Source organism: Streptomyces lasalocidi (genome assembly GCF_005280215.1).
GTDB lineage: Bacteria > Actinomycetota > Actinomycetes > Streptomycetales > Streptomycetaceae > Streptomyces > Streptomyces longwoodensis.
On record NZ_SZNQ01000001.1, the window covers coordinates 3283121 to 3309212 of the forward strand.

The 26092-nt window shown below is 73.1% G+C and carries 24 protein-coding genes; 7 read left to right on the forward strand and 17 right to left on the reverse strand.

Annotated elements, in window-relative coordinates; all coding sequences use genetic code 11:
• Positions 1–33 precede the first annotated feature (33 nt).
• Positions 34–1044: an acyl-CoA desaturase gene (locus tag E4U91_RS14520; RefSeq protein WP_137307251.1), complete on the forward strand. Its 1011-nt coding sequence runs from the start codon at positions 34–36 to the stop codon at positions 1042–1044.
• Positions 1041–1718, forward strand: coding sequence for a TetR/AcrR family transcriptional regulator (locus E4U91_RS14525; protein ID WP_067233982.1), 678 nt, complete (start codon positions 1041–1043; stop codon positions 1716–1718). The genes E4U91_RS14520 and E4U91_RS14525 overlap by 4 nt, the downstream gene beginning before the upstream one ends.
• Positions 1719–1815: 97 nt before the next feature.
• Here E4U91_RS14525 and E4U91_RS14530 read toward each other — a convergent pair whose 3' ends face one another.
• The 3 genes from E4U91_RS14530 to E4U91_RS14540 form a co-directional block, all read right to left on the reverse strand.
• On the reverse strand, positions 1816–1989 hold the full coding sequence (locus E4U91_RS14530; RefSeq protein ID WP_137302694.1) for a CsbD family protein: 174 nt from the start codon (positions 1987–1989) through the stop codon (positions 1816–1818).
• A 65-nt stretch (positions 1990–2054) separates the two neighbouring features.
• Positions 2055–2417 (reverse strand): VOC family protein, encoded by a 363-nt coding sequence (locus E4U91_RS14535; RefSeq protein WP_137307252.1) that lies wholly within the window; start codon positions 2415–2417, stop codon positions 2055–2057.
• Positions 2417–3226 carry a trans-aconitate 2-methyltransferase gene (locus tag E4U91_RS14540; protein WP_137307253.1) on the reverse strand — a complete coding sequence of 270 codons (810 nt, stop codon included), beginning with the start codon at positions 3224–3226 and terminating at the stop codon, positions 2417–2419. Before E4U91_RS14540 ends, E4U91_RS14535 begins: the two co-directional genes overlap by 1 nt.
• An 88-nt stretch (positions 3227–3314) precedes the next feature.
• Between E4U91_RS14540 and tamR the strand changes: the two genes are divergently transcribed.
• Positions 3315–3812, forward strand: a complete 498-nt coding sequence (tamR, locus tag E4U91_RS14545; RefSeq protein WP_067233986.1) for a MarR family transcriptional regulator TamR — start codon at positions 3315–3317, stop codon at positions 3810–3812.
• Between the two features lie 123 nt (positions 3813–3935).
• Here tamR and E4U91_RS14550 read toward each other — a convergent pair whose 3' ends face one another.
• Positions 3936–4709, reverse strand: a complete 774-nt coding sequence (locus E4U91_RS14550) for a LuxR C-terminal-related transcriptional regulator (protein ID WP_137307254.1) — start codon at positions 4707–4709, stop codon at positions 3936–3938.
• A 258-nt stretch (positions 4710–4967) separates the two neighbouring features.
• Here E4U91_RS14550 and E4U91_RS14555 point away from each other — a divergent pair, with 258 nt between their 5' ends.
• On the forward strand, positions 4968–5423 hold the full coding sequence (locus tag E4U91_RS14555; RefSeq protein ID WP_174867800.1) for a GNAT family N-acetyltransferase: 456 nt from the start codon (positions 4968–4970) through the stop codon (positions 5421–5423).
• Between the two features lie 13 nt (positions 5424–5436).
• On the opposite strand, the gene galK is transcribed toward E4U91_RS14555, so the two are convergent.
• The 3 genes from galK to galT are packed head-to-tail and all read right to left on the reverse strand — an operon-like array spanning position 5437 to position 8638.
• Entirely contained in the window at positions 5437–6612 is a 1176-nt protein-coding gene (gene galK / locus E4U91_RS14560) for a galactokinase (protein ID WP_137307255.1), read from the reverse strand.
• Complete coding sequence (gene galE / locus E4U91_RS14565) at positions 6612–7580, reverse strand: UDP-glucose 4-epimerase GalE (RefSeq protein WP_137307256.1); 969 nt, start codon at positions 7578–7580, stop codon at positions 6612–6614. The genes galK and galE overlap by 1 nt, the downstream gene beginning before the upstream one ends.
• Positions 7577–8638: a galactose-1-phosphate uridylyltransferase gene (galT, locus tag E4U91_RS14570; protein ID WP_137307257.1), complete on the reverse strand. Its 1062-nt coding sequence runs from the start codon at positions 8636–8638 to the stop codon at positions 7577–7579. The genes galE and galT overlap by 4 nt, the downstream gene beginning before the upstream one ends.
• A gap of 161 nt (positions 8639–8799) precedes the next feature.
• Between galT and E4U91_RS14575 the strand changes: the two genes are divergently transcribed.
• Positions 8800–10494 (forward strand): sodium:solute symporter family protein, encoded by a 1695-nt coding sequence (locus E4U91_RS14575; protein WP_137307258.1) that lies wholly within the window; start codon positions 8800–8802, stop codon positions 10492–10494.
• Between the two features lie 21 nt (positions 10495–10515).
• The gene (locus E4U91_RS14580) at positions 10516–10857 is read left to right on the forward strand and encodes a hypothetical protein (RefSeq protein ID WP_137307259.1); all 342 of its coding nucleotides are present in this window, start codon (positions 10516–10518) and stop codon (positions 10855–10857) included.
• Between the two features lie 85 nt (positions 10858–10942).
• Here the strand turns inward: E4U91_RS14580 and E4U91_RS14585 are convergent, their stop codons facing one another.
• From E4U91_RS14585 to rsmI, 10 genes are all read right to left on the reverse strand, one after another.
• Complete coding sequence (locus E4U91_RS14585) at positions 10943–11638, reverse strand: helix-turn-helix transcriptional regulator (RefSeq protein ID WP_067234003.1); 696 nt, start codon at positions 11636–11638, stop codon at positions 10943–10945.
• A 289-nt stretch (positions 11639–11927) separates the two neighbouring features.
• The gene (locus tag E4U91_RS14590) at positions 11928–13967 is read right to left on the reverse strand and encodes an outer membrane protein assembly factor BamB family protein (protein ID WP_137307260.1); all 2040 of its coding nucleotides are present in this window, start codon (positions 13965–13967) and stop codon (positions 11928–11930) included.
• Positions 13968–14019: 52 nt separating this feature from the next.
• Entirely contained in the window at positions 14020–15855 is a 1836-nt protein-coding gene (locus E4U91_RS14595; RefSeq protein ID WP_137307261.1) for an outer membrane protein assembly factor BamB family protein, read from the reverse strand.
• A 273-nt stretch (positions 15856–16128) separates the two neighbouring features.
• On the reverse strand, positions 16129–17940 hold the full coding sequence (locus E4U91_RS14600) for an ABC-F family ATP-binding cassette domain-containing protein (RefSeq protein ID WP_137307262.1): 1812 nt from the start codon (positions 17938–17940) through the stop codon (positions 16129–16131).
• Between the two features lie 241 nt (positions 17941–18181).
• Positions 18182–19093, reverse strand: a complete 912-nt coding sequence (locus tag E4U91_RS14605) for a 4-(cytidine 5'-diphospho)-2-C-methyl-D-erythritol kinase (RefSeq protein ID WP_137307263.1) — start codon at positions 19091–19093, stop codon at positions 18182–18184.
• Positions 19090–19974, reverse strand: coding sequence for a 16S rRNA (adenine(1518)-N(6)/adenine(1519)-N(6))-dimethyltransferase RsmA (gene rsmA / locus E4U91_RS14610; protein ID WP_137307264.1), 885 nt, complete (start codon positions 19972–19974; stop codon positions 19090–19092). The genes E4U91_RS14605 and rsmA overlap by 4 nt, the downstream gene beginning before the upstream one ends.
• Positions 19975–20042: 68 nt before the next feature.
• Positions 20043–21608: a resuscitation-promoting factor gene (locus tag E4U91_RS14615; RefSeq protein ID WP_277755300.1), complete on the reverse strand. Its 1566-nt coding sequence runs from the start codon at positions 21606–21608 to the stop codon at positions 20043–20045.
• Between the two features lie 163 nt (positions 21609–21771).
• Complete coding sequence (locus E4U91_RS14620; RefSeq protein ID WP_137307265.1) at positions 21772–22659, reverse strand: TatD family hydrolase; 888 nt, start codon at positions 22657–22659, stop codon at positions 21772–21774.
• A 50-nt stretch (positions 22660–22709) separates the two neighbouring features.
• Positions 22710–23114 carry a hypothetical protein gene (locus tag E4U91_RS14625; RefSeq protein ID WP_137307266.1) on the reverse strand — a complete coding sequence of 135 codons (405 nt, stop codon included), beginning with the start codon at positions 23112–23114 and terminating at the stop codon, positions 22710–22712.
• 275 nt (positions 23115–23389) lie between these two features.
• Entirely contained in the window at positions 23390–24268 is an 879-nt protein-coding gene (gene rsmI / locus E4U91_RS14630; protein ID WP_137307267.1) for a 16S rRNA (cytidine(1402)-2'-O)-methyltransferase, read from the reverse strand.
• Positions 24269–24330: 62 nt separating this feature from the next.
• Here rsmI and E4U91_RS14635 point away from each other — a divergent pair, with 62 nt between their 5' ends.
• Positions 24331–26082, forward strand: coding sequence for a dolichyl-phosphate-mannose--protein mannosyltransferase (locus tag E4U91_RS14635; protein WP_137307268.1), 1752 nt, complete (start codon positions 24331–24333; stop codon positions 26080–26082).
• The last annotated feature ends 10 nt before the right edge of the window (positions 26083–26092 follow it).

Below are 26092 nucleotides of genomic sequence, written 5' to 3' on the forward strand. Positions count from 1 at the left end.
CCGCCTGATTCCAAGACCCCCCGAGGGACGCGCATGACCTCAAGTTCCGACGTGATCGCAGACACGGCGAAGACGACCGACACCACCGATCCGACCCCCGCCACGCTGGGCGGGGAGCAGAAGCGCTCGATCGAGCAGATCGCGCTGCTGCTCTTCATCACCGTTCCGTTCCTCGCGCTGGTGGCCGCGGTGCCGCTGGCCTGGGGATGGGGAGTGAGCTGGCTGGACCTCGGTCTGCTGGTGTTCTTCTACTTCCTCGGCTGCCACGGCATCACGATCGGCTTCCACCGCTACTTCACCCACGGCTCCTTCAAGGCCAAGCGGCCCCTGCGGATCGCGCTGGCGATCATGGGGTCGATGGCGGTCGAGGGGCCACTGGTCCGCTGGGTGGCGGACCACCGCAGGCATCACAAGTTCTCCGACGCGGAGGGCGACCCGCACTCCCCGTGGCGTTTCGGCGAGACCCTGCCGGCCCTGATGAAGGGCCTGTGGTGGGCGCACATCGCCTGGATGTTCGACGAGGAGCAGACGCCGCAGGACAAGTACGCGCCGGACTTGATCAAGGACCCGGCGATGCGGGCGATCTCCCGCCAGTTCGTGCTGTGGACGGCCGTGTCGCTGCTGCTGCCGCCGCTGATCGGCGGCCTGGTCACCATGTCCTGGTGGGGCGCGTTCACCGCGTTCTTCTGGGGGTCGCTCGTCCGGGTGGCGCTGCTGCACCACGTGACCTGGTCGATCAACTCCATCTGCCACGCCGTCGGCAAGCGCCCGTTCAAGTCGCGCGACCGCTCGGGCAACGTCTGGTGGCTCGCGGTGCTGTCGTGCGGCGAGTCCTGGCACAACCTGCACCACGCCGACCCGACCGCGGCGCGGCACGGTGTGATGCGCGGCCAGATCGACTCCTCGGCGCGGTTCATCCGCTGGTTCGAGATGCTCGGCTGGGCCTATGACGTGCGCTGGCCGTCACGCTCGCGCATCGATGCGCGTCGCACCGACGAGGAGGGCGGCTCCCGGCGCCGGAAGGTCACGGCCGACGCGGCATGATGGACGCCGTGGCGACCGATCCCAGCAGTACCCCCAGCAACGACAAGCCGCGGCGCGCGCGCCGCACCCGGATGACCGGTGCGGAACGCCGCCAGCAGCTCCTGGAGATCGGTCGCACCCTCTTCGCCGCCAAGGGCTTCGAGGGCACCAGCGTGGAGGAGATCGCGGCGAAGGCCGGGGTGTCCAAGCCGGTGGTGTACGAGCACTTCGGCGGCAAGGAGGGCCTGTACGCGGTCGTCGTGGACCGGGAGATGCGCCGTCTGCTCGACATGGTGACCAGCTCACTGACCGCGGGGCACCCGCGCGAGCTGTGCGAGCAGGCGGCGTTCGCGCTGCTGGACTACATCGAGGAGTACACGGACGGGTTCCGCATCCTGGTCCGTGACTCGCCGATCCCCCAGTCGACGGGGTCCTTCGCCTCGCTGATCTCGGACATCGCCACGCAGGTGGAGGACATCCTGGGCCGCGAGTTCAAGAGCCGCGGCTTCGACCCGAAGCTGGCGCCGCTGTACGCCCAGGCCCTGGTCGGCATGGTCGCCCTGACCGGCCAGTGGTGGCTGGACGTGCGCCGCCCGAAGAAGGCGGAGGTCGCCGCGCACCTGGTCAACCTGGCCTGGCACGGCCTGGACGGCCTGGAGCCGAAGCCGCGGCTGATCGGCCACCGCAAGAGCTGACGGCGCCCCGCGCCGGACCCACATGAGCGCGCCGAGGCCCCCCTGCTTCCAGGGGGCCTCGGCGCGTTCGTGCGGGTCGGGTGCGACCCGGTCCGGCTCAGTGCTTGAAGACGTCCTTCGCCTTCTCCTTGGCCTGGCGGGCGTCGCCCTTCATCTGGTCGGCCTCGCCCTCGGCGGTCATCCGCTCGTTGCCCACGGCACGGCCCACGGTCTCCTTGGCCTTGCCCTTGAGCTCTTCGGTCTTGCCCTTGGCCTTCTGCTCGCCTGCCACGGTTGATCACTCCCAGTCAGGTTCGGGGGGCGTCTCATCGCTACGAGTGACCGCGACCGCGCGTCCTAAACCCCCGGTTCCAGGAACTCCAGCCGGTTGCCGACCGGGTCCTCGGCGTAGAACCTGCGGTGACCCGGCAGATCGCCGTCCCACGTGACGGTGACGCCGTGGCGGGCGAGCCGGTCGGCGTACGCCGCGATGTCCGTGACCCGCAGTCCCGGGTGGGCCTTGCGCGCGGGGCGGAAGTCCGCCTCGACGCCCAGGTGGAGCCGGACCTCGCCGGAGCGGAACCAGCAGCCGCCGCGGGCGGCGAGCGCGGGCGGCTTGGCGTCCTCCGTCATGCCGAGGACGCCGACGTAGAAGGCCCGCAGCAGGTCCTCGCTGTCCGGTGGGGCGGCGAGCTGGACGTGGTCGACGCAGCGGAGCATCACGCCTCCTTGCGGGCCACCGCGAACAGGCGGCGGAAGGGCAGGACGGTGCCGTAGGGGCTGCTCGGGTAGGCCGTGCGCAGCAGGTCGCGGTACTCGGCGACGAAGGCGTCCCGGGCCCCGGGATCCTCGGCGAGGGCGGTCAGGGCGGGGCGCAGGCCGGTGCCCTTGACCCAGTCCAGGACCGGGTCCTCGCCGGTCAGCACGTGGTGGTACGTGGTCTCCCAGACGTCGGTGGCGCAGCCGAGCCGGGCCAGCCGGTCCAGGTAGACGCCGGGGGCGTGGACGGAGTCGCCGGCGCGCAGGACGTGTCCGAGGCGGTCCTTCCAGCGGGGCGTGGCGGCGAGCTCGCGCATCAGGGCGTGCAGGGGCGCGTCGAGGTTGTGCGGGACCTGGAAGGCGAGGGTGCCGCCGGGGGCGAGGCCGGCCAGCCAGGCGGGAAAGGCGTCCAGGTGTCCCGGCACCCACTGCAGCGCCGCGTTGGACACGATCAGGTCGTACGGCTCGGCCGGTGTCCAGGCGGTGGCGTCGGCGGGCGCGAAGTCCAGCCGGCCACCGCCCGGCGTGGGACCGGCGTGGGCCTGCGCCTGCTCCAGCATGGCGGGCGAGTTGTCGTAGCCGGTGATGTGCGCGGTGGGCCAGCGGTCGGCGAGCAGGGCGGTGACGTTGCCGGGGCCGCAGCCGAGGTCCGCGATGCGCGGCGGGTCGCCGGGCAGGCCCGGGACGCGGGCCAGCAGGTCGGTGAAGGGGCGGGCGCGGTGGCCCGCGTGGCGCAGGTACTGGGCGGGGTCCCAGGTGGGCTCGGTCATGCCTCCACTGTCCCCGCCATTTTCTCTTGATGTCAAGAGACTTCACATCAAGAGACTTCATGTCGACACAACCACTACACTGATCGTCATGGAGGACGAGGTCGATCGGCTGGTCGCAGCGTGGCGCCGGGAGCGCCCGGACCTCGACGTGGAACCGCTCGAGGTGCTCAGCCGGGTCAGCAGGCTCGCCCGGCACCTGGACCGCGCCCGCCGGCTGGCGTTCTCCGAGCACCAGCTGGAGCCCTGGGAGTTCGACGTCCTGACCGCCCTGCGGCGGGCCGGGGCGCCCTACCAGCTCTCCCCCGGCCAGCTGCTGACCCAGACGCTCGTGACGTCGGGCACGATGACCAACCGCATCGACCGGCTGGCCAAGAAGGGCCTGGTGGAACGGCTGCCGGACCCCAGCGACCGGCGCGGGGTGCTGGTGCGGCTGACGGACGAGGGCCGCGACCGGGCCGACCAGGCGCTGGCGGGACTGCTCGCGCAGGAACGCGCGATCCTCGGCGAGCTGTCGCACGCCCAGCGGATCGAACTGGCCGGGCTGCTGCGGCAGTTGACGGCTCCGTTCGACAACATTCCGGGCTGAGACCGTCCTTCGGGCTGAGCCTGTCCTTCGGGCTGGGCCCGTCCTTCGGCTGCGGCGCCGTCGTGGCCGGTCGCGCAGTTCCCCGCGCCCCTGAAAGGCAACCACCCGCGCCCTCGAAGCCCGTCAGGCGCTGCTGCTCTCCTCGGCGACCATGCGGGCCGGGGCGCCGAGGTCGACCGGGCCGACGCCCGCCCGGCGGGCCAGGGCCACCGCGGCGAGGGTGGAGTGGACGCCCAGCTTGCCGAGGACGTTCTGCATGTGGGTGCGCACGGTGTGCGGGGAGAGGAACAGCCGCTCGGCGACGGCCTTGCGGCCCAGCCCGGCCACCATGCAGCGCAGCACCTCCCGCTCGCGCGGGGTCAGCGACTCCACCAGCCGCTCGCTCTCGGTGCGGTGCTTGCGGGCCGCGGTCAGCTCGCGCAGCACCCCGGTGAGCAGCGCGGGCGGCAGGTGCGTCTCGTCGCGCAGCACCCCCCGGATGACGGTGAGCAACCGGGACAGCGAGCAGTCCTTGGCGACCCAGCCCGACGCGCCGGCCTGCAGCGCCAGGGCCGCGCGGCGCGGGTCGTCCTTCTCGGCGAGGACCACCACCCGGAGGTGGGGCTGCGCCGCGCGCACCCCGGCGACCAGGGAGATCCCGTCGACCAGTCCGTCCTCGCCCACCTCCTGCACGGGCACCGCGGGCCGCGGCCCGGGCACGGCACCGCCGAGGTCGGCGTCGACCAGCAGCACGTCGTAGCGGCGCCCCTCGGCGGCCGCGCGCTCCAGGCAGCGCAGCGCCGCCGGACCGCTGCCGGCCGCGGAGACGTCGACGTCGGGCTCGGCGGCCAGGGCGGCGGCGAGCGACTCGGCGAAGATGCGGTGGTCGTCGACGACCAGGACTCGGATGCGCACCACGAAACCCCCTTCCCCGAGCTCCACGAGGAGCAGGGGATACCCCAGGTCCGGAGAGTGACGACCGGCGCGGACACGACGCCCGGGCGGGGCACGCGCCGCACGGCCGCCGCCGTGCAGTAACCGCTACCCCCGCCCCGGGCGTCGTACCCGGCTGTCTCGCCCCCTGATCGGCACCGGCCCCCACCGGCGCTGTTCACAGGGTAGGGCTGCGGGCCGGGAGCGGAAGGGGATTTGCAGAACTGTTCGCCCGGCGCGTTTATGGTGTGCCGCATGTTCCGTCTTGAGACAGAAGTCGACAAGGACCGTCGCGCGGTGCTCCGTTCGCGCCTGCTGGACACCAACACGGCGGCCTCGCCGGTCCTGCGCGCCCTGCGGGGCACCCCGGCGGAGCGCGAGGCGCCGCTGCACGTCTGGGCCCTGGACCAGGCGGGCGAGCTGGCCGGCGGCCTGGTCGGGCACACCTGGACGGCCTGGCTGCACGTCACCCACCTGTGGGTCGACGAGCGGCACCGCGGCGCGGGCCTGGGCGCACGCCTGCTCACGGAGGCGGAGCGGGTCGCCCGCGAGGAGCGCGGTTGCACCCGCGTACGCCTGGAGACGTGGGACTTCCAGGCGCCGGGGTTCTACCGGCGCCTGGGCTACGAGGTGGTGTGCACGATCGAGGACTACCCGCCGGGCTGCACCGAGTACACGCTGACCAAACGGCTCGGATAGGGCTCGTCCGCGGTCAGGCCAGGCGACGGGCCCCCGCCGCGGGGACCGCCTCGAACACGCGCGGGGCGGTGAACCCGGCCCCCGCGAACGCCTCTTCGACCGCCTTGCCGATGGTGTCCACGTCGGACGCCTCGGCCAGGACGATCGCCGAGCCGCCGAAGCCGCCGCCGGTCATCCGGGCGCCGAGCGCACCGGCCGCCAGCGCCGTGTCCACGACCAGGTCCAGCTCGGGGCAGGAGACGCGGAAGTCGTCCCGCAGCGAGGCGTGCCCCTCGGTCAGGACCGGGCCGATGGCCCGCGTGTCGCCCGACTCCAGCAGCGAGACGACGCGTTCGACCCGGTGGTCCTCGGTGACCACGTGCCGCACCAGCCGCACGACCTCCTCGGCGTCCGGTGCGTTCCCGGCCTCGGTGCGGAGCCGGGCCAGGGCTTCGTCCAGGTCGTCGAAGGGGACGTCCCGCAGCGCGTCGACGCCGAGCAGCGCGGCGCCCTGCTCGCAGCCGGAGCGGCGCTTGCCGTACTCGCCCTCGTTGTGCGCGTGCTTGACGCGGGTGTCGACGACCAGCAGCCGCATGCCCTCGGCGGCCAGGTCGAAGGGGATCTGCCGCTGGGACAGGTCGCGGGTGTCGAGGAAGAGCGCATGGCCCTCCTCGCAGCACGCGGAGGCCGTCTGGTCCATGATCCCGGTGGGCGCGCCGACGTAGACGTTCTCGGCGCGCTGGCACAGCCGGGCCAGCTGCCAGCGCTGCAGGCCCAGTTGGTACAGGTCGTTCAGCGCGAGGGCGACCACGACCTCCAGGGCCGCCGACGAGGACAGGCCGGCGCCCGCCGGGACGGTCGAGGCGAGGTGCACGTCGGCGCCGGTCACCGCGTGGCCGGCCTCGCGCAGCGCCCACACCACGCCCGCCGGGTACGCCGTCCAGTCGCGGTCGGTCCCGGGCGCCAGGTCGGCGAGCACCAGCTCGGCGACGCCGCCCTCGACGTCCTCGGAGTGCAGGCGCAGCACGCCGTCGTCGCGGCGCGCGACGGCGGCGACGGCGGTGTGCGGCAGCGCGAAGGGCATCACGAAGCCGTCGTTGTAGTCGGTGTGCTCACCGATGAGGTTGACGCGGCCGGGCGCCGACCACACGCCCCCGGGCTCGGTGCCGTAGAGCTCCGTGAACCGGGCGCGTACCTGCTGTGCCGCCACTACTGCTCCTCCGTGATCCGCTGTGCGAACTCCCACGCGTCCGCGACGATGCCCGCGAGGTCCGCGCGGGACGGGTTCCAGCCGAGCTTCTCGCGGGCGGTGGCCGCCGAGGCGACCAGGACGGCCGGGTCGCCGCCGCGGCGGGGGGCCACGACCTCGGGGATCGGGTGGCCGGTGACCCGGCGGACCGTCTCGACGACCTCGCGGACCGAGAAGCCGTTGCCGTTGCCGAGGTTGCAGATGAGGTGCTCGCCGGACCGGGCGGCCTCCAGCGCGAGCAGGTGGGCCTCGGCCAGGTCGGCGACGTGGATGTAGTCGCGCACGCAGGTGCCGTCGGGGGTCGGGTAGTCGTCGCCGTAGACGGAGATGGCGTCCCGGCGGCCCTGGGCGACCTGGAGGACCAGCGGGATCAGGTGCGACTCGGGCTGGTGGCGCTCGCCGTACGCGCCGTACGCGCCGGCCACGTTGAAGTAGCGCAGGGATACCGCGCCCAGGCCGTGGGCCGCCGCCTCGCCGGTGATCATGTGGTCGACGGCCAGCTTGGAGGCGCCGTAGGGGTTGGTCGGCTGTGTGCGGGCGCTCTCGACGATCGGGACCTCGTCGGGCTCGCCGTAGGTGGCGGCGGTGGAGGAGAACACCAGGGTGCGCACGCCGGCCTCGCGCATGGCGGTGAGCAGCGCCATGGTGCCGCCGACGTTGTTGTCCCAGTACTTCTCCGGCTTGACGACGGACTCGCCGACCTGGGAGGAGGCGGCGAAGTGCAGCACGGCGTCGAAGGAGGCGTCGAGCCACTTGGCGGCGTCCCGGATGTCGCCCTCGACGAAGGAGGCGCCGGCCGGGACGCCCTCGCGGAAGCCCGTGGAGAGGTTGTCGAGGACCGTCACCTCGTGGCCGGCCTCCAGCAGGTGCTGGGCGACCACGCTGCCGACGTACCCCGCGCCACCCGTGACCAGGTACTTACCGCTCATGAACTCGCTACCTCTCGCAGTCGCTCGGCCGCGGCCTCCGGCCGGATGTCGTTGATGAACACGTTCATGCCGGACTCGGAACCCGCGAGGAACTTCAGCTTGCCGGAAGTGCGGCGGATGGTGAAAAGCTCGAGGTGCAGCGCGAAGTCGTCGCGGTTGACGCCCTCGAACTCCTCCAGCCGGCCGAACGGCGCCTGGTGCCAGGCGGCGATGTACGGCGTCGGCGGCTCACCCTCGCCGAAGATCCGGTCGAAGCGCCTCAAGAGTTCCAGGTAGACCTGGGGAAATTCTGTGCGCGCCGCCTCGTCCAGCGCGAGCAGGTCGGGCACCCGCCGCTTGGGGTAGAGGTGCACCTCGTACGGCCAGTGCGCGGCGTACGGCACGAAGGCCACCCAGTGTTCACCCTCCAGGACGACCCGCTCGTCGGCGCGTTCGCGCTCCACGACGGCGTCGAACAGGTTCTCCCCGCCGGTCGCCTCCTTGTGCGCGGCCACCTGGCGCAGCATCAGGGCGGTGCGGGGCGTGGTGAAGGGGTAGGCGTAGATCTGCCCGTGCGGGTGACCCAGCGTCACCCCGATCTCGGCGCCACGGTTCTCGAAGCAGAACACCTGTTCCACGGAGGGCAGATGCGACAGCTCGGACGTCCGGTCGGTCCACGCGTCCAGGACGAGCCGCGCCTGCTCCTCGGTGAGGGCGGCGAAGGACGCGTCGTGGTCCTCGGTGAAGCAGACCACCTCGCAGCGGCCGGAGTCGCCGGCGAGGGAGGGGAAACGGTTCTCGAAGACCACGACGTCGTACGTCGAGTCGGGGATCTCGCTCAGCCGCCCGTCCCGGGACGGGCACAGGGGGCATTCGTCGGCCGGGGGGTGGTAGGTGCGGCCCTGCCGGTGGGAGGCGACGGCGATGGAGTCGCCGAGCAGGGGGTCGCGCCGGACCTCCGAGGTCGTCCGCGTCGGCTCCAGCGGCCGGCGGTCGACGGCGTCACGCACCCGGTCGTCGCGCAGGTCGAAGTAGATCAGTTCGCGACCGTCGGCCAGCCGGGTCGAAGTCTTCTTCACGTCGGACTCCTCACTCAACATAATCAAACATAACACATCACAACCCACCATGGGGAGTCAACGTCACGATCAAACAAAAACGAGCACCTGAAGTGTTCAATTGCTGAACGCAAAGGCGTAGGTTCCGCTCTGGATCTGTTCACGCAACGAAGCGAGATTCCATGCAAACCCCCACGGACACCCCTGTACTCAACCTGGCGGCCGAGCTCCGACTCCCCACGAACGCACTCGACTACACGATTCTCGCCATCTACTTCGTCGTGGTCCTGGGCATCGGCTTCGCGGCCCGCAGATCGGTGAAGACCAGCCTGGACTTCTTCCTCTCCGGGCGGTCGCTGCCCGCCTGGATCACCGGCCTGGCCTTCATCTCGGCGAACCTCGCCGCCACCGAGATCCTCGGCATGGCGGCCAACAGCGCCCAGTACGGCGCCTACACGGTGCACTGGTACTGGATCGGCGCCATCCCGGCCATGGTCTTCCTCGGCCTGGTGATGATGCCCTTCTACTACGGCAGCAAGGTCCGTTCGGTCCCCGAGATGCTGCTGCTGCGCTTCGACAAGTGGGCGCACCTGCTCAGTTCGGCCCTGTTCGCCTTCGCCGCCATCCTGATCGCCGGCGTCAACCTCTACGCCCTGGCGATCGTCGTCGAGGCGCTGCTGGGCTGGCCGCAGTGGGTGGCGATCGTGGTCGCGGGCGCCTTCGTTCTCGGGTACATCACCCTCGGCGGCCTGTCCTCCGCCATCTACAACGAGGTCCTGCAGTTCTTCGTGATCCTGGCGGCCCTCATCCCGCTGGTCGTGCTGGGCCTGAAGAAGGTCGGCGGCTGGGGCGGCCTGACCGACAAGCTGACGGCGACCCACGGCGAGAACTTCACCACCGCCTGGGGCGGCACCGGCATCGGCAGCGAAAACCCGCTCGGCGCCAACTGGCTCACCATCGTCCTCGGCCTCGGCTTCGTCCTCTCGTTCGGCTACTGGACGACCAACTTCGCCGAGGTGCAGCGCGCCCTGTCCGCGAAGAACCTCTCCGCGGCCCAGCGCACGCCCCTGATCGCCGCGTTCCCGAAGATCTTCATCGTGTTCCTGGTGATGATCCCGGGCCTGACCGCCGCCGCCCTGATCCCCGGCTTCGGCACCGCCGACTCCGGTTACCAGTACAACGACGCCATCCCGTACCTGATGGAGCAGTTGCTGCCCAATGGTGTGCTCGGCATCGCGGTCACCGGTCTGCTGGCCGCCTTCATGGCGGGCATGGCGGCGAACGTGTCGTCCTTCAACACGGTGTTCACCAACGACATCTGGGCCCGCTACGTCGTCCGGGGCCGCGAGGACGGCTACTACGTGCGGTTCGGCCGCCTGATCACCGTGATCGGCGTCGCCGCGTCCGTCGGCACGGCGTTCCTCGCGTCGTCGTTCTCGAACATCATGAGCTACCTGCAGACGCTGTTCTCCTTCTTCAACGTCCCGATGTTCGTCGTCTTCATCGTCGGCATGTTCTGGAAGCGCGCGTCGGCGAAGTCCGGCTTCTGGGGTCTGCTCGCGGGCACGGTCGCGGCGATGGTGAACTACTTCTGGATCTACAAGCAGGGAATCGTCGACATCCCCTCCGACCAGGGCGCCAACTTCGTCTCCGCGATCGTCGGCTTCGTCGCCGGCGCCGTCGTCATGGTCGTCGTCTCGCTGTTCACCGCGCCGAAGCCGGCCGCCGAGCTCCAGGGCCTGGTCTACGGCACCCGCTCGCCCGGCATGCAGGAGCCGCCCGCCGCGGGCGACGACGCCTGGTACCGCAGGCCGGCCCTGCTGGGCTGGGGCGCGATCGTCCTGGCGGCCGCCTGCTACATCCCGTTCTCGTTCTGATCGCGGGAGGATTGAGGAACCATGTCCGAGCACCACGGGTACTCCGAGCACGACGTCCAGCGCGAGGTCACCGACCTCGAGGGCAAGTCCGCGACGGCCGCGCGCCTCTTCGACATCCGCCGCATCATCGGCGGCCTGTTCGTCCTCTACGGCGTCATCGTCATGATCGCCGGCTTCACCGTGTCCGACGCCGACCTCGACAAGGCCGAGGGCGTCAACATCAACCTCTGGACCGGGCTGGGCATGCTGCTGCTCGGCCTGTTCTTCCTGGTCTGGCTGAAGCTGCGGCCCACCGCGGCCCCCACGCCTCCGCCGCTGACGGAGGACGGGGAAGCGGGCGAGCCCGGCCGGCCCACGCCGTAGTCGCCGCGGGTACGGGTACGGGGCCGGAGTCCACGGGAACTCCGGCCCCGTACGGGTGCACCCAGCCGTACGTCCGGGTCGCCCCTCAGAGCACCGGACCGCCGTCGGCCGCGCCCCGGGCGCCCGCCCGGTCCAGCAGGCCGGTGCGGGCCGCGAGGGCCGCCGCCTCCAGGCGGGAGCCGACGCCCAGCTTCATCAGCACCCGCTGCACGTGGGTGCGGGCCGTGGAGGGCGCGATGCCCATGCCGGCCGCGATCACCCGGGTGTCCTCGCCGTCCGCGACCCGGACCAGGACCTCCACCTCGCGCGGGGTGAGCATCTGCAGGAGCCGCTGGCCCTCGTCGTCGGGCTGCGCGGCCGGGTTCAGCAGCTCGCTGAACGCCCCCTGCAACAGCTGCGGGGCCACGGCGGCCTCACCCGCCCGCGCCTTCATGATCGCCCGCTCGACCCCCTCGATGCGCTCGTCGTGCCGCACGTAGCCGCAGGCGCCCGCCGCGAACGCGGCCGCGATGCCCCGGGGGTCGGGCACCGGGCCCAGGACCAGCACCGCCACCTGCGGGCGCTCCCGCTTGATGCGGACCACCGGGTCGAAGGTCCCCGGCGCGGCCGGGGCCGCCGTGCCCAGCAGGCACACCTCCGGCGCCCGGCTGATCACCAGTTCCGCCGCCCCCGCGGCCGGCGCGGCCGCCGCCAGCACCCGGTGCCCGCGCAGTTTCAGTGCCGAGGCCAACGCCTCGGCGAGCAGTCGGTGGTCGTCGACCACCATGAGCCGCACTCCCATCGAGCAACCCCCCAGTCCCCCCATGGATGCCCACCACGGTGCCGGTCGGACGCGGTGCCCCCCGGCTCCCCCGCCCGTTTCATGCCCCCGGAAGCTACACGCTTGTTCGACATCGCGCTGCCCCTACCGGCGAGAACCGACCCGGATCGGAGGACTTTCCGGCGTTCCGCGCGCACGCGGGCGCACCGCGGGGCGGCCACCGCGCCCGGCACGCGACGGACGCGCGCACGGCCCCGCCCCCGGGGAGGGGACGGGGCCGTGGCGGCGGTGACGCGGCGGGCGGCGGTGCTCAGCTTCCGGTGCCGAACCCGATCGCCAGGTACTCCTTGTCGCCGGTGCTGGAGACGTCGGCGTACACGCCGGCCATGTACAGCCGGCCGTCGGAGTAGATGATCTCCGAGTACTGCGGCAGGTAGTTGCTCTCCAGGTCGCGCACCGAATCGGTGCCCGGGTTCTGCATCAGCGTCGTCTGCTTGAACGTGGTGCCGTCGATGCTGACGATCTGCCCGCCCTTGTCGTACGGCGGCCGCTTGTACGCGATCACGTCGGCGCCGTCCATGCGCAGCGGCACGATCGTGTAGCCGTCGCCCGCGTCCGCGCGCTGACCGGTCTGCTTGCCGGTGGCCAGGTCGAAGGCGACGACCTCGTTGGTGCGGCTGTAGTCACCGGTGCCGTCGTGCTCCTCGGTCGGCACGTACAGGCGGCCGGCGCCGACCGCGAGGCCCGTGCAGGCCTCGATGCGGGTGATGCCCTCGCAGTCGGCCGCGTACTGGTCGCCCGGCGCGGAGATGCGGGTGATCAGCTTGCCGGTCTTGTTGTCGACGGAGAAGAAGTCCGAGATGCCGCTGCCGTCACCGGCGCTGTCGCCGACGTCGGCGGCCACCACCAGCGGGTCGGTGGAGACGATCGAGGCGTACTCGATGCCCGCGGTCATCTTGTACTCGGACAGCACCTTCCCGGAGACCGGGTCGATGGTCTGGACGTGCAGCTCCGGGTTGTCGTACGAGCCGCACTTGCGCAGCGCCACCAGCTTCGGGCCGCCGCCGTAGCCGGCGTCGTAGCAGCTGTCGGACGCCTTGGGCGACCACAGCACCTTGCCGCTGGCGATGTCGAAGGCCGCGCCGCCGTCGGTGCTGCCCGCGGCGACGGTGTTCCCGCTCACGGTGACGTTGTCGAAGGTGACCGGGTAGTCGCCGGAGGAGACGGTCTTGCGCCACAGCTGCTTGCCGGCCGCGAGGTCCAGCGCCGCGACCTCGCTGCACCCGGCCGAGGAGTTCTTGGCGGGCATCTTCGGCTGGAACAGGACGGCGGTGCGGTAGTCCTTGGTCATGTGCCGGCTCGCCTCGCACACCGGGCCGGGCAGCTTGACCGTCCACAGCTTGGCGCCGGTGTTCTTGTCGTAACCGGAGACCTCGGCGACGCCGCTCTTCACGTACGCCTTGTCGGTGAGCCAGGAGCCGTCCACGGCGACGCTGTCGCCCTTGGCGACGACCGGCATCGGCACCTGGAAGAGCAGCTTGGAGGCCGGGTCGCCGGGCGCCTTCTCGGAACCGCCGCCGGTGGTGCCGCCGGTGCCCTTGTCGTCCTGGCCGCCGGTGCTGCCGCTGGAGGTCCCGGCGGTCGCCTTGTCGTCCTTCTTCGCCTCGTTGTCGTCGGAGGACGACTTCGAGTACCAGATGCCGCCGCCGACGATCAGCGCGATGGCGACGACCGCCGCCACGATGATCAGCAGCTGCGCGTTCACCTTCCGGCCGCCTCCGCCGGGCACGGCCTGCGGCTGGAGCGGCACGGTCGGCTGTCCGGGATACCCGTACCCCGGCTGGCCGGGCTGGCCCGGCTGCCCCGGGTAGCCGTAGCCGGGCTGGGCGGCGTACGGCGAGGGCTGCCCGTAGGGGCCGGGCTGCTGCGGGGCGGCGTACGGGCCCTGCGGCTGCGGGGGCGTCGGGTAGCCGTAGCCCTGCGGCGGCTGGGCGGGCGGGGCCTGCTGCGGGTAGCCGTAGCCGGGCGGCGCCTGGGGCGGGCCCGCGGGCGGGGCCTGCGGGGGCGGGGGCGTCGGTGCGCCCGGCGCCGGGGGCTGCTCGGGCGACGCCTGCGGTGCCTGCGGTGCCTGCGGTGCCTGCGGTGCCTGCGGGTAGCCGTAGCCCGGCTGCGGGGCCTTGGTCAGGCTCGGCGGGGCGGGCGGGGTCTGCGGGGCGCCGAAGCCGGGCGGCTGCTGCGCGGGGGTGGTGTCCTGGGACCCGCCCGGCTGGTCCTGCGGCTGGTCCTCGGGGGTGCCGGGGCCGGGTCCCTGCGGGGGCTGCTGGGGCGGCGGGGGCGGCGGCGTGGTCATGGTGTGGGTACCTCGTCGGGAAGGAGCTCGGGGGACGGACCGTGGGGAGGTGTCACTTGCCGTAGGCGAGCATCAGCTTCTCCTTCGCGTCGTCCGCCCCGTTCAGCCGGGTGCTGGAGAGGTAGAACCGCCCGTCCGTCCAGGCGAGGTCACGGGCGTAGAAGCTGCTCTCGAGGGCGGTCGTGCTCGCCGGGAGCTGGAGCAGCTTCGCCGGGGTGTGCGCGGTCCCGGCGGTGGGGATCGACACCACCTGGCCGGCCGCGTCGTACGACGGCTCGACGTAGGCCACGAGGGCGCCGCCCTCGAGCCGGACGGGGAGCATCGTCTCGTCCGCGGGCGACTTCACGCGCCACTTCTGCCTGCCGGAGGAGAGGTCGATGGCGACGATCTCGTTCGGGCCGCTCTTGGCGTCGGTCGGCAGGTAGAGGGTATTGGCGTCGGCCACCACACCCTGACAGCCCGTCAGGTCGCGCTGGAGGATGGCCGACTGGCACTCGGGGGCGAAGTTCCCGTCGAAGGCGACCTGGGAGCGGGCGGTGCCGTCGGCCTTGAACGTGGAGATGTTCCAGGTGTTCTTGTCCTCGTTGGTGCTGTAGACGACCAGCGGGTCCAGCGAGAAGGTCCGCGCCACCCGCCAGCCCTTGGCGAACTCGCGGGTCCACTTCGCCTTGCCGGTCGCCGGGTCCAGCTCCTGGACCTCCTCGTGCTCCTTCGCGCCGGTCGCGTCGCAGGACGCCACGGACACCAGCCGGGCGCCGCCCGCGAACGCGGTCGGGAAGCAGGAGTCGCCGTAACTCTTCTTGTCCCACAGCTTCTTGCCGGTGCGCACGTCGTACGCCGTGCCGGACTGGGAGCGGCCGACCACCAGCGTGTTGCCGGTGAGGGAGAGCTCGATGTCGAGGGCGCTGTCGAACAGCGCGCCGTCGGCGACGACGGCCGTCCATCCCTTGGCGCCGGTCTTCAGGTCGAGCTGCTGGAGCTGGTTGCACTTGGCGCGGTCGCTGGTGCCGCTCATGTACGCCACGACGACCTTGTCGTCGGCCGTCTTCTGCCGGGTGACCGCGCAGACCTTCTGCGGGAGCGTGACGGTGGTCCACGCGGGCGTGCCGTCGGCGACCTTGTAGCCGACGACCTCCTTGTACGCGGCCTTCACGGCCGTGGTGCCGGTGATCCACATGCCGGGGGCCTCGGCGCCGGAGGCGGGCGCGTCGGGGGCCTCCTTGTACCAGAGGACCTTGGCCTCGCCGGCCTTGCGGCCCGCGTTGAAGTCCTGTTGGCCGGTGCCGCCGTCGCCGCTGCCGTCGCCGGGGTCGACCGGGCTTTCGGAGGCGGACGGCTTGTCGTCGTCGCTGTGCGCGGCGACCGGCTTCTCGTCCTTGTCGTCGCCGCCGCGCGTCACCGCGAACACCGTGCCGCCGACGACCAGCAGGGCGGCCACGGCGGCGGCGACCACGACCGCGGGCCGGCCCTTGAACGGGTTGCGCGAGCCGGACGGCGGGGTGCCGGGGGCTCCGGGCGCGCCGGGGAACTGCGGCGGCTGCGGGTAGCCGTACCCGGGCTGCTGCCCGTACGGCCCCGGCTGCGGGGCGGGTGCGTAGGGCCCGGGCTGGGGCGCCCCGTAGGGGCCCGGCTGCTGGGGCGGTGGGTACGCTCCCGGCTGCTGCGGTGCGCCGTACGGTCCCGGCTGCTGCGGTGCGCCGTACGGTCCCGGCTGCTGGGGTGCGCCGTAGGGGCCCGGGGCCGGGGGCGGGGCCTGCTGCGGATAGCCGTAGCCGGGCTGCGGCGGCGCGGGCGGTGTCGCGGGCGCCTGCGGCGGCCGGTCGGACGGCTGGTGCGGGGGTGGTCCGAAACCACCCTGCTGCGGAGGCTGATCGGGCGGCTGAGCCATCAGCGTCTTCCCCCTCGTTCACTGATTTTCGGCCACGCCCTGAGGTTCGCTCGGGACCCGGAGTCGTACTCAGACAGTTCTCAGACGGCTCTTTCTATCACCCGGCACCGACGGTCCACCGGCCCGCGCCCGCCGCTGTTCCCAAGGGAGAACCCGCCCGTGATGCCCCCGTTACGCGCCTCCACGCCCCCTTCACACGGCGCGCGCGCCGACGGAGCGCGCCGGGGCGGGAACACCGCGCCCGGCCCGCCGCGCCGGGCGCCGGAGCAACCCCTAGGCGTCCTCGGCCAGTTCCAGCCAGCGCATCTCCAGCTCCTCGCGCTCACCGGCCAGCTCGCGCAGCTCGGTGTCGAGCCGGGCGACCTTCTCGAAGTCGGTGGCGTTGTCGGCGATCTGCGCGTGCAGCTTGGACTCGCGCTCGGAGAGCTTGTCCAACTGCCGCTCGATCCGCTGGAGTTCCTTCTTGGCGGCGCGCTGGTCGGCGGCGCTCTTCTCGCCGCGCTCGGCGGCCGGCGCGACCGCCGCGGGGGCGGCGGCCGCGGCGGCCTCCTCCATGCGCCGGCGGCGCTCCAGGTACTCGTCGATGCCGCGCGGCAGCATCCGCAGGGTGCCGTCGCCGAGGAGGGCGAAGACCCGGTCGGTGGTGCGCTCGACGAAGAACCGGTCGTGGGAGATCACGACCATCGAGCCGGGCCAGCCGTCGAGGACGTCCTCCAGCTGGGTCAGGGTCTCGATGTCCAGGTCGTTGGTGGGCTCGTCCAGGAACAGCACGTTGGGCTCGTCCATGAGCAGCCGCAGCAGCTGGAGCCGGCGCCGCTCACCGCCGGAGAGGTCGCCGACCGGCGTCCACTGCTTCTCCTTGCCGAAGCCGAACGTCTCGCACAGCTGCCCGGCGGTCATCTCCCGGCCCTTGCCGAGGTCGACCCGCTCGCGGACGCGCTGCACGGCCTCCAGGACCCGCCAGGTGGGGTCGAGTTCGTCGACCTCCTGGGAGAGGTAGGCGAGCTTGACCGTCCGGCCCACGGCGATCCGCCCGCCGGCCGGCTGGGTCTCGCCCTGGGTGCGCGCCGCCTGCGCCATGGCCCGCAGCAGGGAGGTCTTGCCGGCGCCGTTGACGCCGACCAGGCCGATGCGGTCGCCGGGTCCGAGCTGCCAGGTGACGTGCTTGAGCAGCACCTTGGGCCCGGCCTGGACCGTGACGTCCTCCAGGTCGAACACGGTCCTGCCGAGCCGCGAGGACGCGAACTTCATCAGCTCGCTGGTGTCGCGCGGCGGCGGCACGTCCGCGATGAGCTCGTTGGCCGCCTCGATCCGGAACCGCGGCTTGGACGTCCGGGCGGGCGCCCCGCGGCGCAGCCAGGCCAGCTCCTTGCGGACCAGGTTCTGCCGCTTGACCTCCTCGGTCGCGGCGATGCGCTCGCGTTCGGCGCGGGCGAAGACGTAGTCGGAGTAGCCGCCCTCGTACTCGTGCACGTCACCGCGCTGCACGTCCCACATGCGCGTGCAGACCTGGTCGAGGAACCAGCGGTCGTGGGTGACGCAGACCAGGGCCGAGCGGCGGGTCTGCAGGTGCTGGGCCAGCCAGGCGATGCCCTCGACGTCGAGGTGGTTGGTCGGCTCGTCCAGGACGATCAGGTCCTGCTCCTCGATGAGCAGCTTGGCCAGCGCGATCCGGCGCCGCTCGCCACCGGACAGCGGGCCGATCACGGTGTCCAGGCCCTGCGGGAAGCCGGGCAGGTCGAGCCCGCCGAACAGGCCGGTGAGCACGTCGCGGACCTTGGCGTTGCCGGCCCACTCGTGGTCGGCCATGTCGCCGATGACCTCGTGGCGGACGGTGGCCTCGGGGTCGAGGGAGTCGTGCTGGGTGAGCACGCCCAGCCGCAGCCCGCCGGAGTGCGTGACCCGGCCCGAGTCGGCCTCCTCCACCTTGGCGAGCATCCGGATCAGGGTGGTCTTGCCGTCGCCGTTGCGGCCGACGACACCGATCCGGTCCCCTTCGGACACGCCGAGCGAGATGCCGTCGAGGAGCGCACGGGTGCCGTACACCTTGCTGACGTTCTCGACATTGACCAGGTTGACGGCCATTTCTCTCCTGCCCGGGGGGATCGCTCGACCCTCCAGGGTAGTCGGGCGCCGGAGGCCTCCGGTCACGTCGGGCGGACCGGGGAGGGACGCCTCGGGGCATGCGTGGGGCAGCGGGCGTCGGCACGGAGTGACCGAACGGCACCGTCCCCACCCCAGGGGCGCGGGGAACTGCGCGCACGACCGCGACGCCGCCGCACCCGCACGACGGCCCTGGCCGGCCACGTCGCCCGCGGCGCCCCGCTCAGCCCGACGCCGCCGGCTGCAAGATCGTCGCCCCCGCCACCGGGCCCGCCGCCGCACGGACCGTGCGGCAGGTGCCGGACGCCAGCAGCGCCTCGGCCACCGCCGCCGCCGACGCCGGGTCGCGCGTGAGGAACGCGGTGGTCGGTCCGGAGCCGGAGACCAGCGCGGCCAGGGCACCGGCCGCGCGCCCCGCGGCGAGGGTGTCGGCCAGCTCGGGGAAGAGGGACAGCGCGGCCGGCTGGAGGTCGTTGGAGACGGCGGCGGCGACTGCGTCGGGGTCGCCCGCGGCGAGCGCGTCGAGCAGCGGCCGGGAGGCGACGGGCTCCGGGACGGCGCGGCCCTCGGCCAGCCGGTCGAACTCACGGAACACGGCCGGCGTGGACAGCCCGCGCACGGCCATCGCGAACACCCAGTGGAACGTGCCGCCGACCTCCAGCGGGGTCAGCAGCTCACCGCGCCCGGTGCCCAGCGCCGCCCCGCCGACCAGGCTGAACGGCACGTCGCTGCCGAGCTCGGCGCAGATCTCCAGCAGCTCCGCGCGGGACGCGCCCGTGCCCCACAGGGCGTCGCAGGCGAGCAGCGCGCCGGCGCCGTCCGCGCTGCCGCCCGCCATGCCGCCGGCCACGGGGATGTCCTTGGCGATGTGGACGTGCACGTCGGGGGTGCGGCCGTACCGACCGGCGAGGGCGATCGCCGCGCGCGCGGCGAGGTTGGTGCGGTCCAGCGGGACCTGGTCGGCGTCGGGCCCGGCGCAGGTGACGCGGAGCTCGTCGGCCGGGGTGACCGTGACCTCGTCGTACAGGCCGACCGCGAGGAAGACGTTCGCCAGGTCGTGGAAGCCGTCCGGGCGGGCGGCGCCGACGGCGAGCTGGACGTTGACCTTCGCGGGCACGCGCACGGTGACGCTCACGCGCTCTCCTCCGGCTGGGCGGTGCGGTGCTCGGCGATGCGGGCGAACTCCTCGACGGTGAGGGCCTCGCCGCGGGCCTGCGGGGAGACCCCGGCGGCGACGAGGGCGGCCTCGGCGGCGGCCGCGGAGCCGGCCCACCCGGCGAGCGCGGCGCGCAGCGTCTTGCGCCGCTGGGCGAACGCGGCGTCGACGACCGCGAACACCTCCTTCTTGGAGGCGGTCGTCCTGACCGGCTCCCGGCGGCGGACCAGCGACACCAGGCCGCTGTCGACGTTGGGCGCGGGCCAGAAGACCGTGCGCCCGATGGCGCCGGCGCGCTTGACGTCCGCGTACCAGTTGGCCTTCACCGAGGGCACGCCGTACACCTTCGAGCCGGGTGCGGCGGCGAGCCGGTCGGCGACCTCGGCCTGCACCATCACGAGGGTGCGCTCGATGCCGGGGAACGTGTCGAGCATGTGCAGCAGCACCGGCACCGCCACGTTGTACGGCAGGTTGGCGACCAGGGCCGTCGGGGCCGGGCCGGGCAGCTCGGTGACGTGCAGCGCGTCGGAGTGCACCAGCGCGAACCGGTCGGCCCGCTCCGGCATGCGCGCGGCGACCGTGGCGGGCAGCGCGGCGGCCAGCACGTCGTCGATCTCGACGGCGGTGACCCGGTCGGCGGCCTCCAGCAGCGCGAGGGTGAGGGAGCCGAGCCCCGGCCCGACCTCGACGACCACGTCGTCGGGCCGTACGCCGGCGGTGCGGACGATGCGGCGGACGGTGTTCGCGTCGATCACGAAGTTCTGGCCGCGCTGCTTGGTGGGACGCACGCCGAGGGCCGCCGCCAGTTCGCGGACGTCGGCGGGGCCCAGGAGGGCGTCGGGGGTGGGGCTGCTGCTCACGGGACAAGACTACGGGGGCCCGCCGACCGCCCCGGACCACGTCGCGGCCCCGTCCCGGTGCCCCCGGCTCAGCCGTGCAGCCGGGCCCCGCAATGCGGCCAGGGGCTCGCGCCGCGCCGCGCGTACAGCTTCTTCGCGCGGTACGTCTGTTCCGCCGCGGGCGCGTCCTGCGGCCGTCCGCTGCCGCCGAGGGTGTGCCACGTGCGCGTGTCGAACTGGTACAGCCCGCCGTAGGTGCCGGACGGGTCGACCGCGTCGGGCCGGCCGCCGGACTCGCAGGCGGCGAGGCCCCGCCAGTCGAGCCCGTCGGCGCCGTGCACGGACGCGGGCAGCGGCCGGGTGCCCACCTTCACCACCTGCGCGCGGGGCACCCGCACCACTTCCGCGCGCACCCGGCGGGGCTTGAGCCGCACGCCGTTGACGGTGCGCAGGGAGTACGTGACCCGCCGCAGGCCTGGCTGCCCGGTCTGCTCGACGACCTCCGTGCCCTTGAACTGGGTGGGGTCGGCGACGCGCCGCACGACGAACGGGATCGGCTCCTCGCGGACCTCCCTGCCCCCGGTGATGCGCAGCACGGTCACGGTCTGGCCGTCGCGCGGGAAGCTGTCCGGCGGCACCGAGGTGGTGTCCTGGCCGCGCAGGGTGATGCCGGCCTCCTCGACGGCCTCGCGCACGGTGGCCGCGTTGGTCCGCACGGTGCGGGCCCGGCCGTCCGCCATGACCGTCACCGAGCGCTCGGTGCGCACGTCCAGCGCGAGCCCCTCGCGCCCGATGGGCCGGGAGCGCGCGGCGGACAGGTACGCGCCCTCGGCGCGCACGCCCAGCTGTCTGAGCGCCCCCTCGACGGTGCGCTCGGTCGTCCACACCTCGTGGCGCTCCCCGTCCAGGGTCAGCCGCAGGGGTCGGCCGTAGCGCACCTCGACCTCCTCGTCGTCGCCCAGGCCGGTGCCGGGGCCGGGCGCGACCACGTCGTGCGGGCCCAACGCCACGCCCTCCTCGGCGAGCAGTTCGGTCACGTCGTCGGCGAAGGTGTGCAGGGTGCGCGGGGTGCCGTCGACGGTCAGTTCGACGGCCTTGTCCTCGGCGACGAACGCGGTGGTGCCGCCGGCCAGGAAGGCGACGACCAGCGCCTGCGGCAGCAGCCGGCGCACCGGCGAGTCCGGGCGCTCGGCGAACCGCGTCCTGCGCCGCCGCCCGGCCCGGTGCCCCGTCCCGGCGCGCGGCCCGGGCCCGGCCGCCGCCGCGGCCTCCTCCTGCACCTCGTGGCCCCGGGGGCCCCGGCCGGGCCGCGGCGCGGCCGTGAGGTCGACAAGGGTGGCGGTCGGCAGGTCCGCGAGGCCGGCGGGCGGCGGGGCGACGAGGGTCGCGGTGCCGGTGCCGGTCTGCCGGGGCAGCACGGGCTCGCGCGGGGGCTCGGGGGGATACCCGTACGCGTACGGGTGGGAGTACGGACGGTCGTACGGGTGCGCGTACGCGTCGGTGTACGGGTTGCCGTGGAGGTACGGGTTGCCGTAGGGGTACGGGTCGCCGTACCCCTCGGGCGGCCCGTACACCCCCTGGGGGACGGTCTCCGCGGTGTGCAGGCCGGGGTACTCCGGGTGGTGCGCGTTGCGCGCGTACTGCGGGTCGCTCACGCCGACACGCTCCAGGGGGCCGTATGTCCAGCGGGGTCGGGATCGGGCCCCCAGAACCTAGCGGCTCACCGGTCACACTCCAAAGCGACGCGACCACGCTCCGTGACGACACGGGCAGCGGGCGCGCCCCGGCCGTTATCGGCCGGTGACGTACGGCATACGGTCAGTAGCCGAAGGCGCGCGCGGTGTTCGCGCCCAGGGCCGTCGCCAGGGCGTCCTCGTCGAGGCCCCGCACGGCGGCCATGGCGCGCACCGTGACCGGAATGAGATACGGCGCGTTGGGCCGTCCGCGGTACGGCGCCGGGGTCAGGAAGGGCGCGTCGGTCTCCACCAGCAGCAGTTCCAGCGGGGTGACGGCCAGGGCGTCGCGCAGGTTCTGGGCGTTCTTGAAGGTGACGTTGCCGGCGAAGGAGAGGAAGTATCCGGCCCGGGCGCAGATCTCGGCCATCTCGGCGTCACCGGAGTAGCAGTGGAAGACGGTGCGCTCGGGGGCGCCCTCCTCCTTCAGCACGCGCAGCACGTCCGCGTGGGCGTCGCGGTCGTGGATGACGAGGGCCTTGCCGTGCCGCTTGGCCATCTCGATGTGGGCGCGGAACGAGGCCTCCTGCGCCTCCTTGCCGTCCTCGCCGGTGCGGAAGTGGTCCAGGCCGGTCTCGCCGACGGCCTTCACGTGGGGCAGCGCGGCCAGCCGGTCGATCTCGGCCAGCGCCTCGTCGAGCGCCGCCGTGCCGCCCGGCTCGCGCGCGCCTTGCCGGGACCACCCGTCGGGGTCGCCGTGGACGATGCGCGGGGCCTCGTTGGGGTGCAGGGCGACGGCCGCGTGGACGTTCTCGTACGCGGCCGCCGTCTCGGCCGCCCAGCGTGAGCCGCGGACGTCGCAGCCCACCTGGACGACCGTGGTCACGCCGACCGACGCGGCCTTCGCCAGGCCCTCCTCGACGGTGCCGGACTGCATGTCGAGGTGGGTGTGGGAGTCGGCCACCGGCACCCGCAGGGGCTGCGGGAGCGGCGGGGCGGTGTTCTTGTCGGCCCGGTCGGCGTTCGAAGGCATGCCCCGATCCTACGGAAGGCGACCAGGACGCCCGGGCGGTCCCGGGGCCGCTAGCTGGCCCGGCGCTGGAAGGGGTGCAGCAGGTCGGAGAGGTGCCAGTGGTGCGGCCCGTCCGGCCCCCCGGCGGACGGCCCGGGCACCTCGACCGGTCCGGCCGGGGACACCTCGTGCGGGCGGTGCGCCGCGTCGCGCACCGACGAGACCTGGCCGGCCCGCATGATGCGCACGACGCTGCCGTCGCAGTTGACGCAGGCCGGACGGCTCAGCGGGGACGGCACGACGCGGCCGTCGGCCACGTACCGCACGAACTCGTGGCCGTCGCCGTCCCGGTGGTGCTCTATCTCGTACGACTGCTCCCAGCCGTGCCCGCAGCGCATGCAGGCGAAGGAGTACGACTCGTTGACGACGGCGGTGGCACCGGCGCGCGCGCCGTTGTGCCCTGTGGTCTCACTCATGCCAGCTCCTGTTGTCCGCTGGACAGGCGCCCCGGCGGGGATTCCCCCCGGAACCCGGTGGGGGCGCGGGACGGGTGCGTCCCTGTCGTCCAGTGGACTGCTCCGCCGACGCGAGCGCAGCCGACCTGTCCACTGTTGGACCCGTTTTGGGCGTTCCTTGTCGAAACGGGCCCGACGAGGGGCTCGGCTTTGCCTTCGGCGACCGCGCTTTTGCCCCGCCATGGGGCGTGCGCTCAGGAGAGATGCGCCCTGCTCAGAGGGCATCTACGCCGTTCTCAGGCCGGCTGCGCCCCGCCGTGCTTGGCCGCCACCACCGCGTCGAACACCTCGCGCTTGGGCAGCCCCGCCTCCGCCGCCACCGCCGCGATCGCCTCCTTGCGGCGCTCGCCGGCCTCCTCGCGCACCCGCACGCGCCGCACCAGCTCCTCGGGGCCGATCTCCCCCGGGCCGCGCTCGGGGGCGCCGCTCACCACCACGGTGATCTCGCCGCGCACGCCTTCGGCCGCCCACCGCGCGAGCTCGTCCAGCGGACCCCGCCGTACCTCCTCGTACGTCTTGGTCAGCTCCCGGCACACCGCGGCGCGCCGCTCGCCGCCGAACACCTCGGCCATCGCGGCGAGGGTGTCGTCGAGCCGGTGCGGGGCCTCGAAGTAGACGAGGGTGCGCCGCTCCTCGGCGACCTCCCGCAGCCGCGACAGCCGCTCCCCGGCCTTGCGCGGCAGGAAGCCCTCGAAGCAGAACCGGTCCACGGGCAGCCCGGACAGCGCGAGCGCGGTCAGCACCGCCGACGGCCCGGGCACCGCGGTGACCCGGACGTCCTTCTCCACGGCCGCGGCGACCAGCCGGTACCCGGGGTCGGACACCGACGGCATCCCCGCGTCGGTGACGAGCAGCACGCGCGCGCCGCCGAGCAGTTCGTCGACCAGTTCGGGCGTGCGGGCCGCCTCGTTGCCCTCGAAGTAGGAGACGACGCGGCCGCGGGGCGTCACGCCCAGGGCCTGGGTGAGGCGGCGCAGCCGGCGGGTGTCCTCGGCGGCGACGACGTCCGCGTCGGCGAGTTCCCGCGCGAGGCGGGGCGGGGCGTCCGAGACGTCCCCGATGGGGGTGCCGGCGAGGACGAGGGTTCCGGGCGCGCTGTCGGGCGTAACTGTCACGTTTCCATCCTCGCAGGGGCGAGGCACGGGACTCACACAGACGTGTTCCCTACGATGGCGCGGTGACCAGTACTGCGTCCTCCACGGACTCCACGGACCACCGGCTGGCCCAGGCACCGCAGGACCAGCGGCCCCCGTGGCAGCAACGGCTGCGCCGTTTCGGGTATGCGGCGGAGCCGGCCGGCGACGTCCGGGAGCGGCTGGTGCCGCCGTACGCACAGCCCAGCCCGCGGCTGTGGGACGCGCTGGGCGCGCGCCCCGTGCTCGCGGAGCGGATCGCGCGCTGGTCGGGGTGGCTCGGCCCGCTGCTGGTGACGCTGCTGGCGGGCGTCATCCGCTTCTGGAACCTGGGCAGTCCCAAGGCGGTGATATTCGACGAGACGTACTACGCGAAGGACGCGTGGGCGCTGGTCCACCGTGGCTTCGAGGTCAACTGGGACAAGAACGCCAACGACCTGGTCCTCCACAGCGGCGGCCACGTCACGATCCCGTCGGACGCGGCGTATGTGGTGCACCCGCCGGTCGGCAAGTACGTCATCGGGCTCGGTGAACTGCTCTTCGGGTTCGACCCGTTCGGCTGGCGGTTCATGACGGCGGTGCTCGGGACGCTGTCGGTGCTGATGCTGTGCCGGATCGGCCGGCGCCTGTTCCGCTCGACCTTCCTCGGCTGTCTGGCGGGCGGCCTGATGGCGGTCGACGGGCTGCACTTCGTGATGAGCCGCACCTCGCTGCTCGACGGGGTGCTGATGTTCTTCGTGCTGGCGGCGTTCGGGTGCCTGGTGGTCGACCGGGACCGGGCGCGCGAGCGGCTGGCGGCGGCGCTGCCCGCCGACGCGGACGGCCGGGCCCGCCCGGACCCGTCCGTCGGCGACCGGCTGCGCCTGGGGTGGCGCCCCTGGCGCTGGGCGGCCGGTCTGATGTTCGGCCTGGCGATCGGCACGAAGTGGAACGGGCTGTACATCATGGTCGCGTTCTGCCTGATGACGCTGCTGTGGGACGCCGGGTCCCGGAAGGTCGCCGGCGCGCGCCACCCGTACCTGGCCGTCCTGAAGTACGACACGGGCCTCGCGTTCCTCGCGACGGTCCCGGTCGCGGTGGCCGTCTACCTCGCGTCCTGGACGGGCTGGATCCTGTCCCCCGCCGACGGCAAGGGCGGCTACTACCGCAACTGGGCGGCCACCGACGGCAAGGGCGGCGACTGGTCGTGGCTGTTCCCCGACTGGTGGCGCAGCCTGTGGCACTACGAGCACGAGGTCTACGAGTTCCACACCCACCTGACCTCGCCGCACACCTACCAGTCCAACCCCTGGAGCTGGCTGGTCCTCGGCCGCCCGGTGTCGTACTTCTACGAGTCCCCCTCGCCCGGCTCCGACGGCTGCCCGGTGGACGCCGGCGAGAAGTGCGCGCGCGAGGTCCTGGCGCTCGGCACGCCGCTGCTGTGGTGGGCGGGCTGCTTCGCGCTGCTGTACGTCCTGTGGCGCTGGGCGTTCCGCCGCGACTGGCGCGCCGGCGCGATCGCCTGCGGCATCGCGGCCGGCTACCTGCCGTGGTTCCTGTACCAGGAGCGCACGATCTTCCTCTTCTACGCGGTCGTGTTCCTGCCCTTCCTGTGCCTGGCGGTGGCCATGATGATCGGCGCGATCGTCGGCCCACCGGGCTCCTCGGACACCCGCCGCGTGGCGGGCGCGACGGGCGCGGGCGTCCTGGTCCTCCTGATCGCCTGGAACTTCATCTACTTCTGGCCCCTGTACACGGGCCAGGCCATCCCGATCGACTCCTGGCGGTCGCGGATGTGGCTGGACACGTGGGTATAGGCGCGGGCGC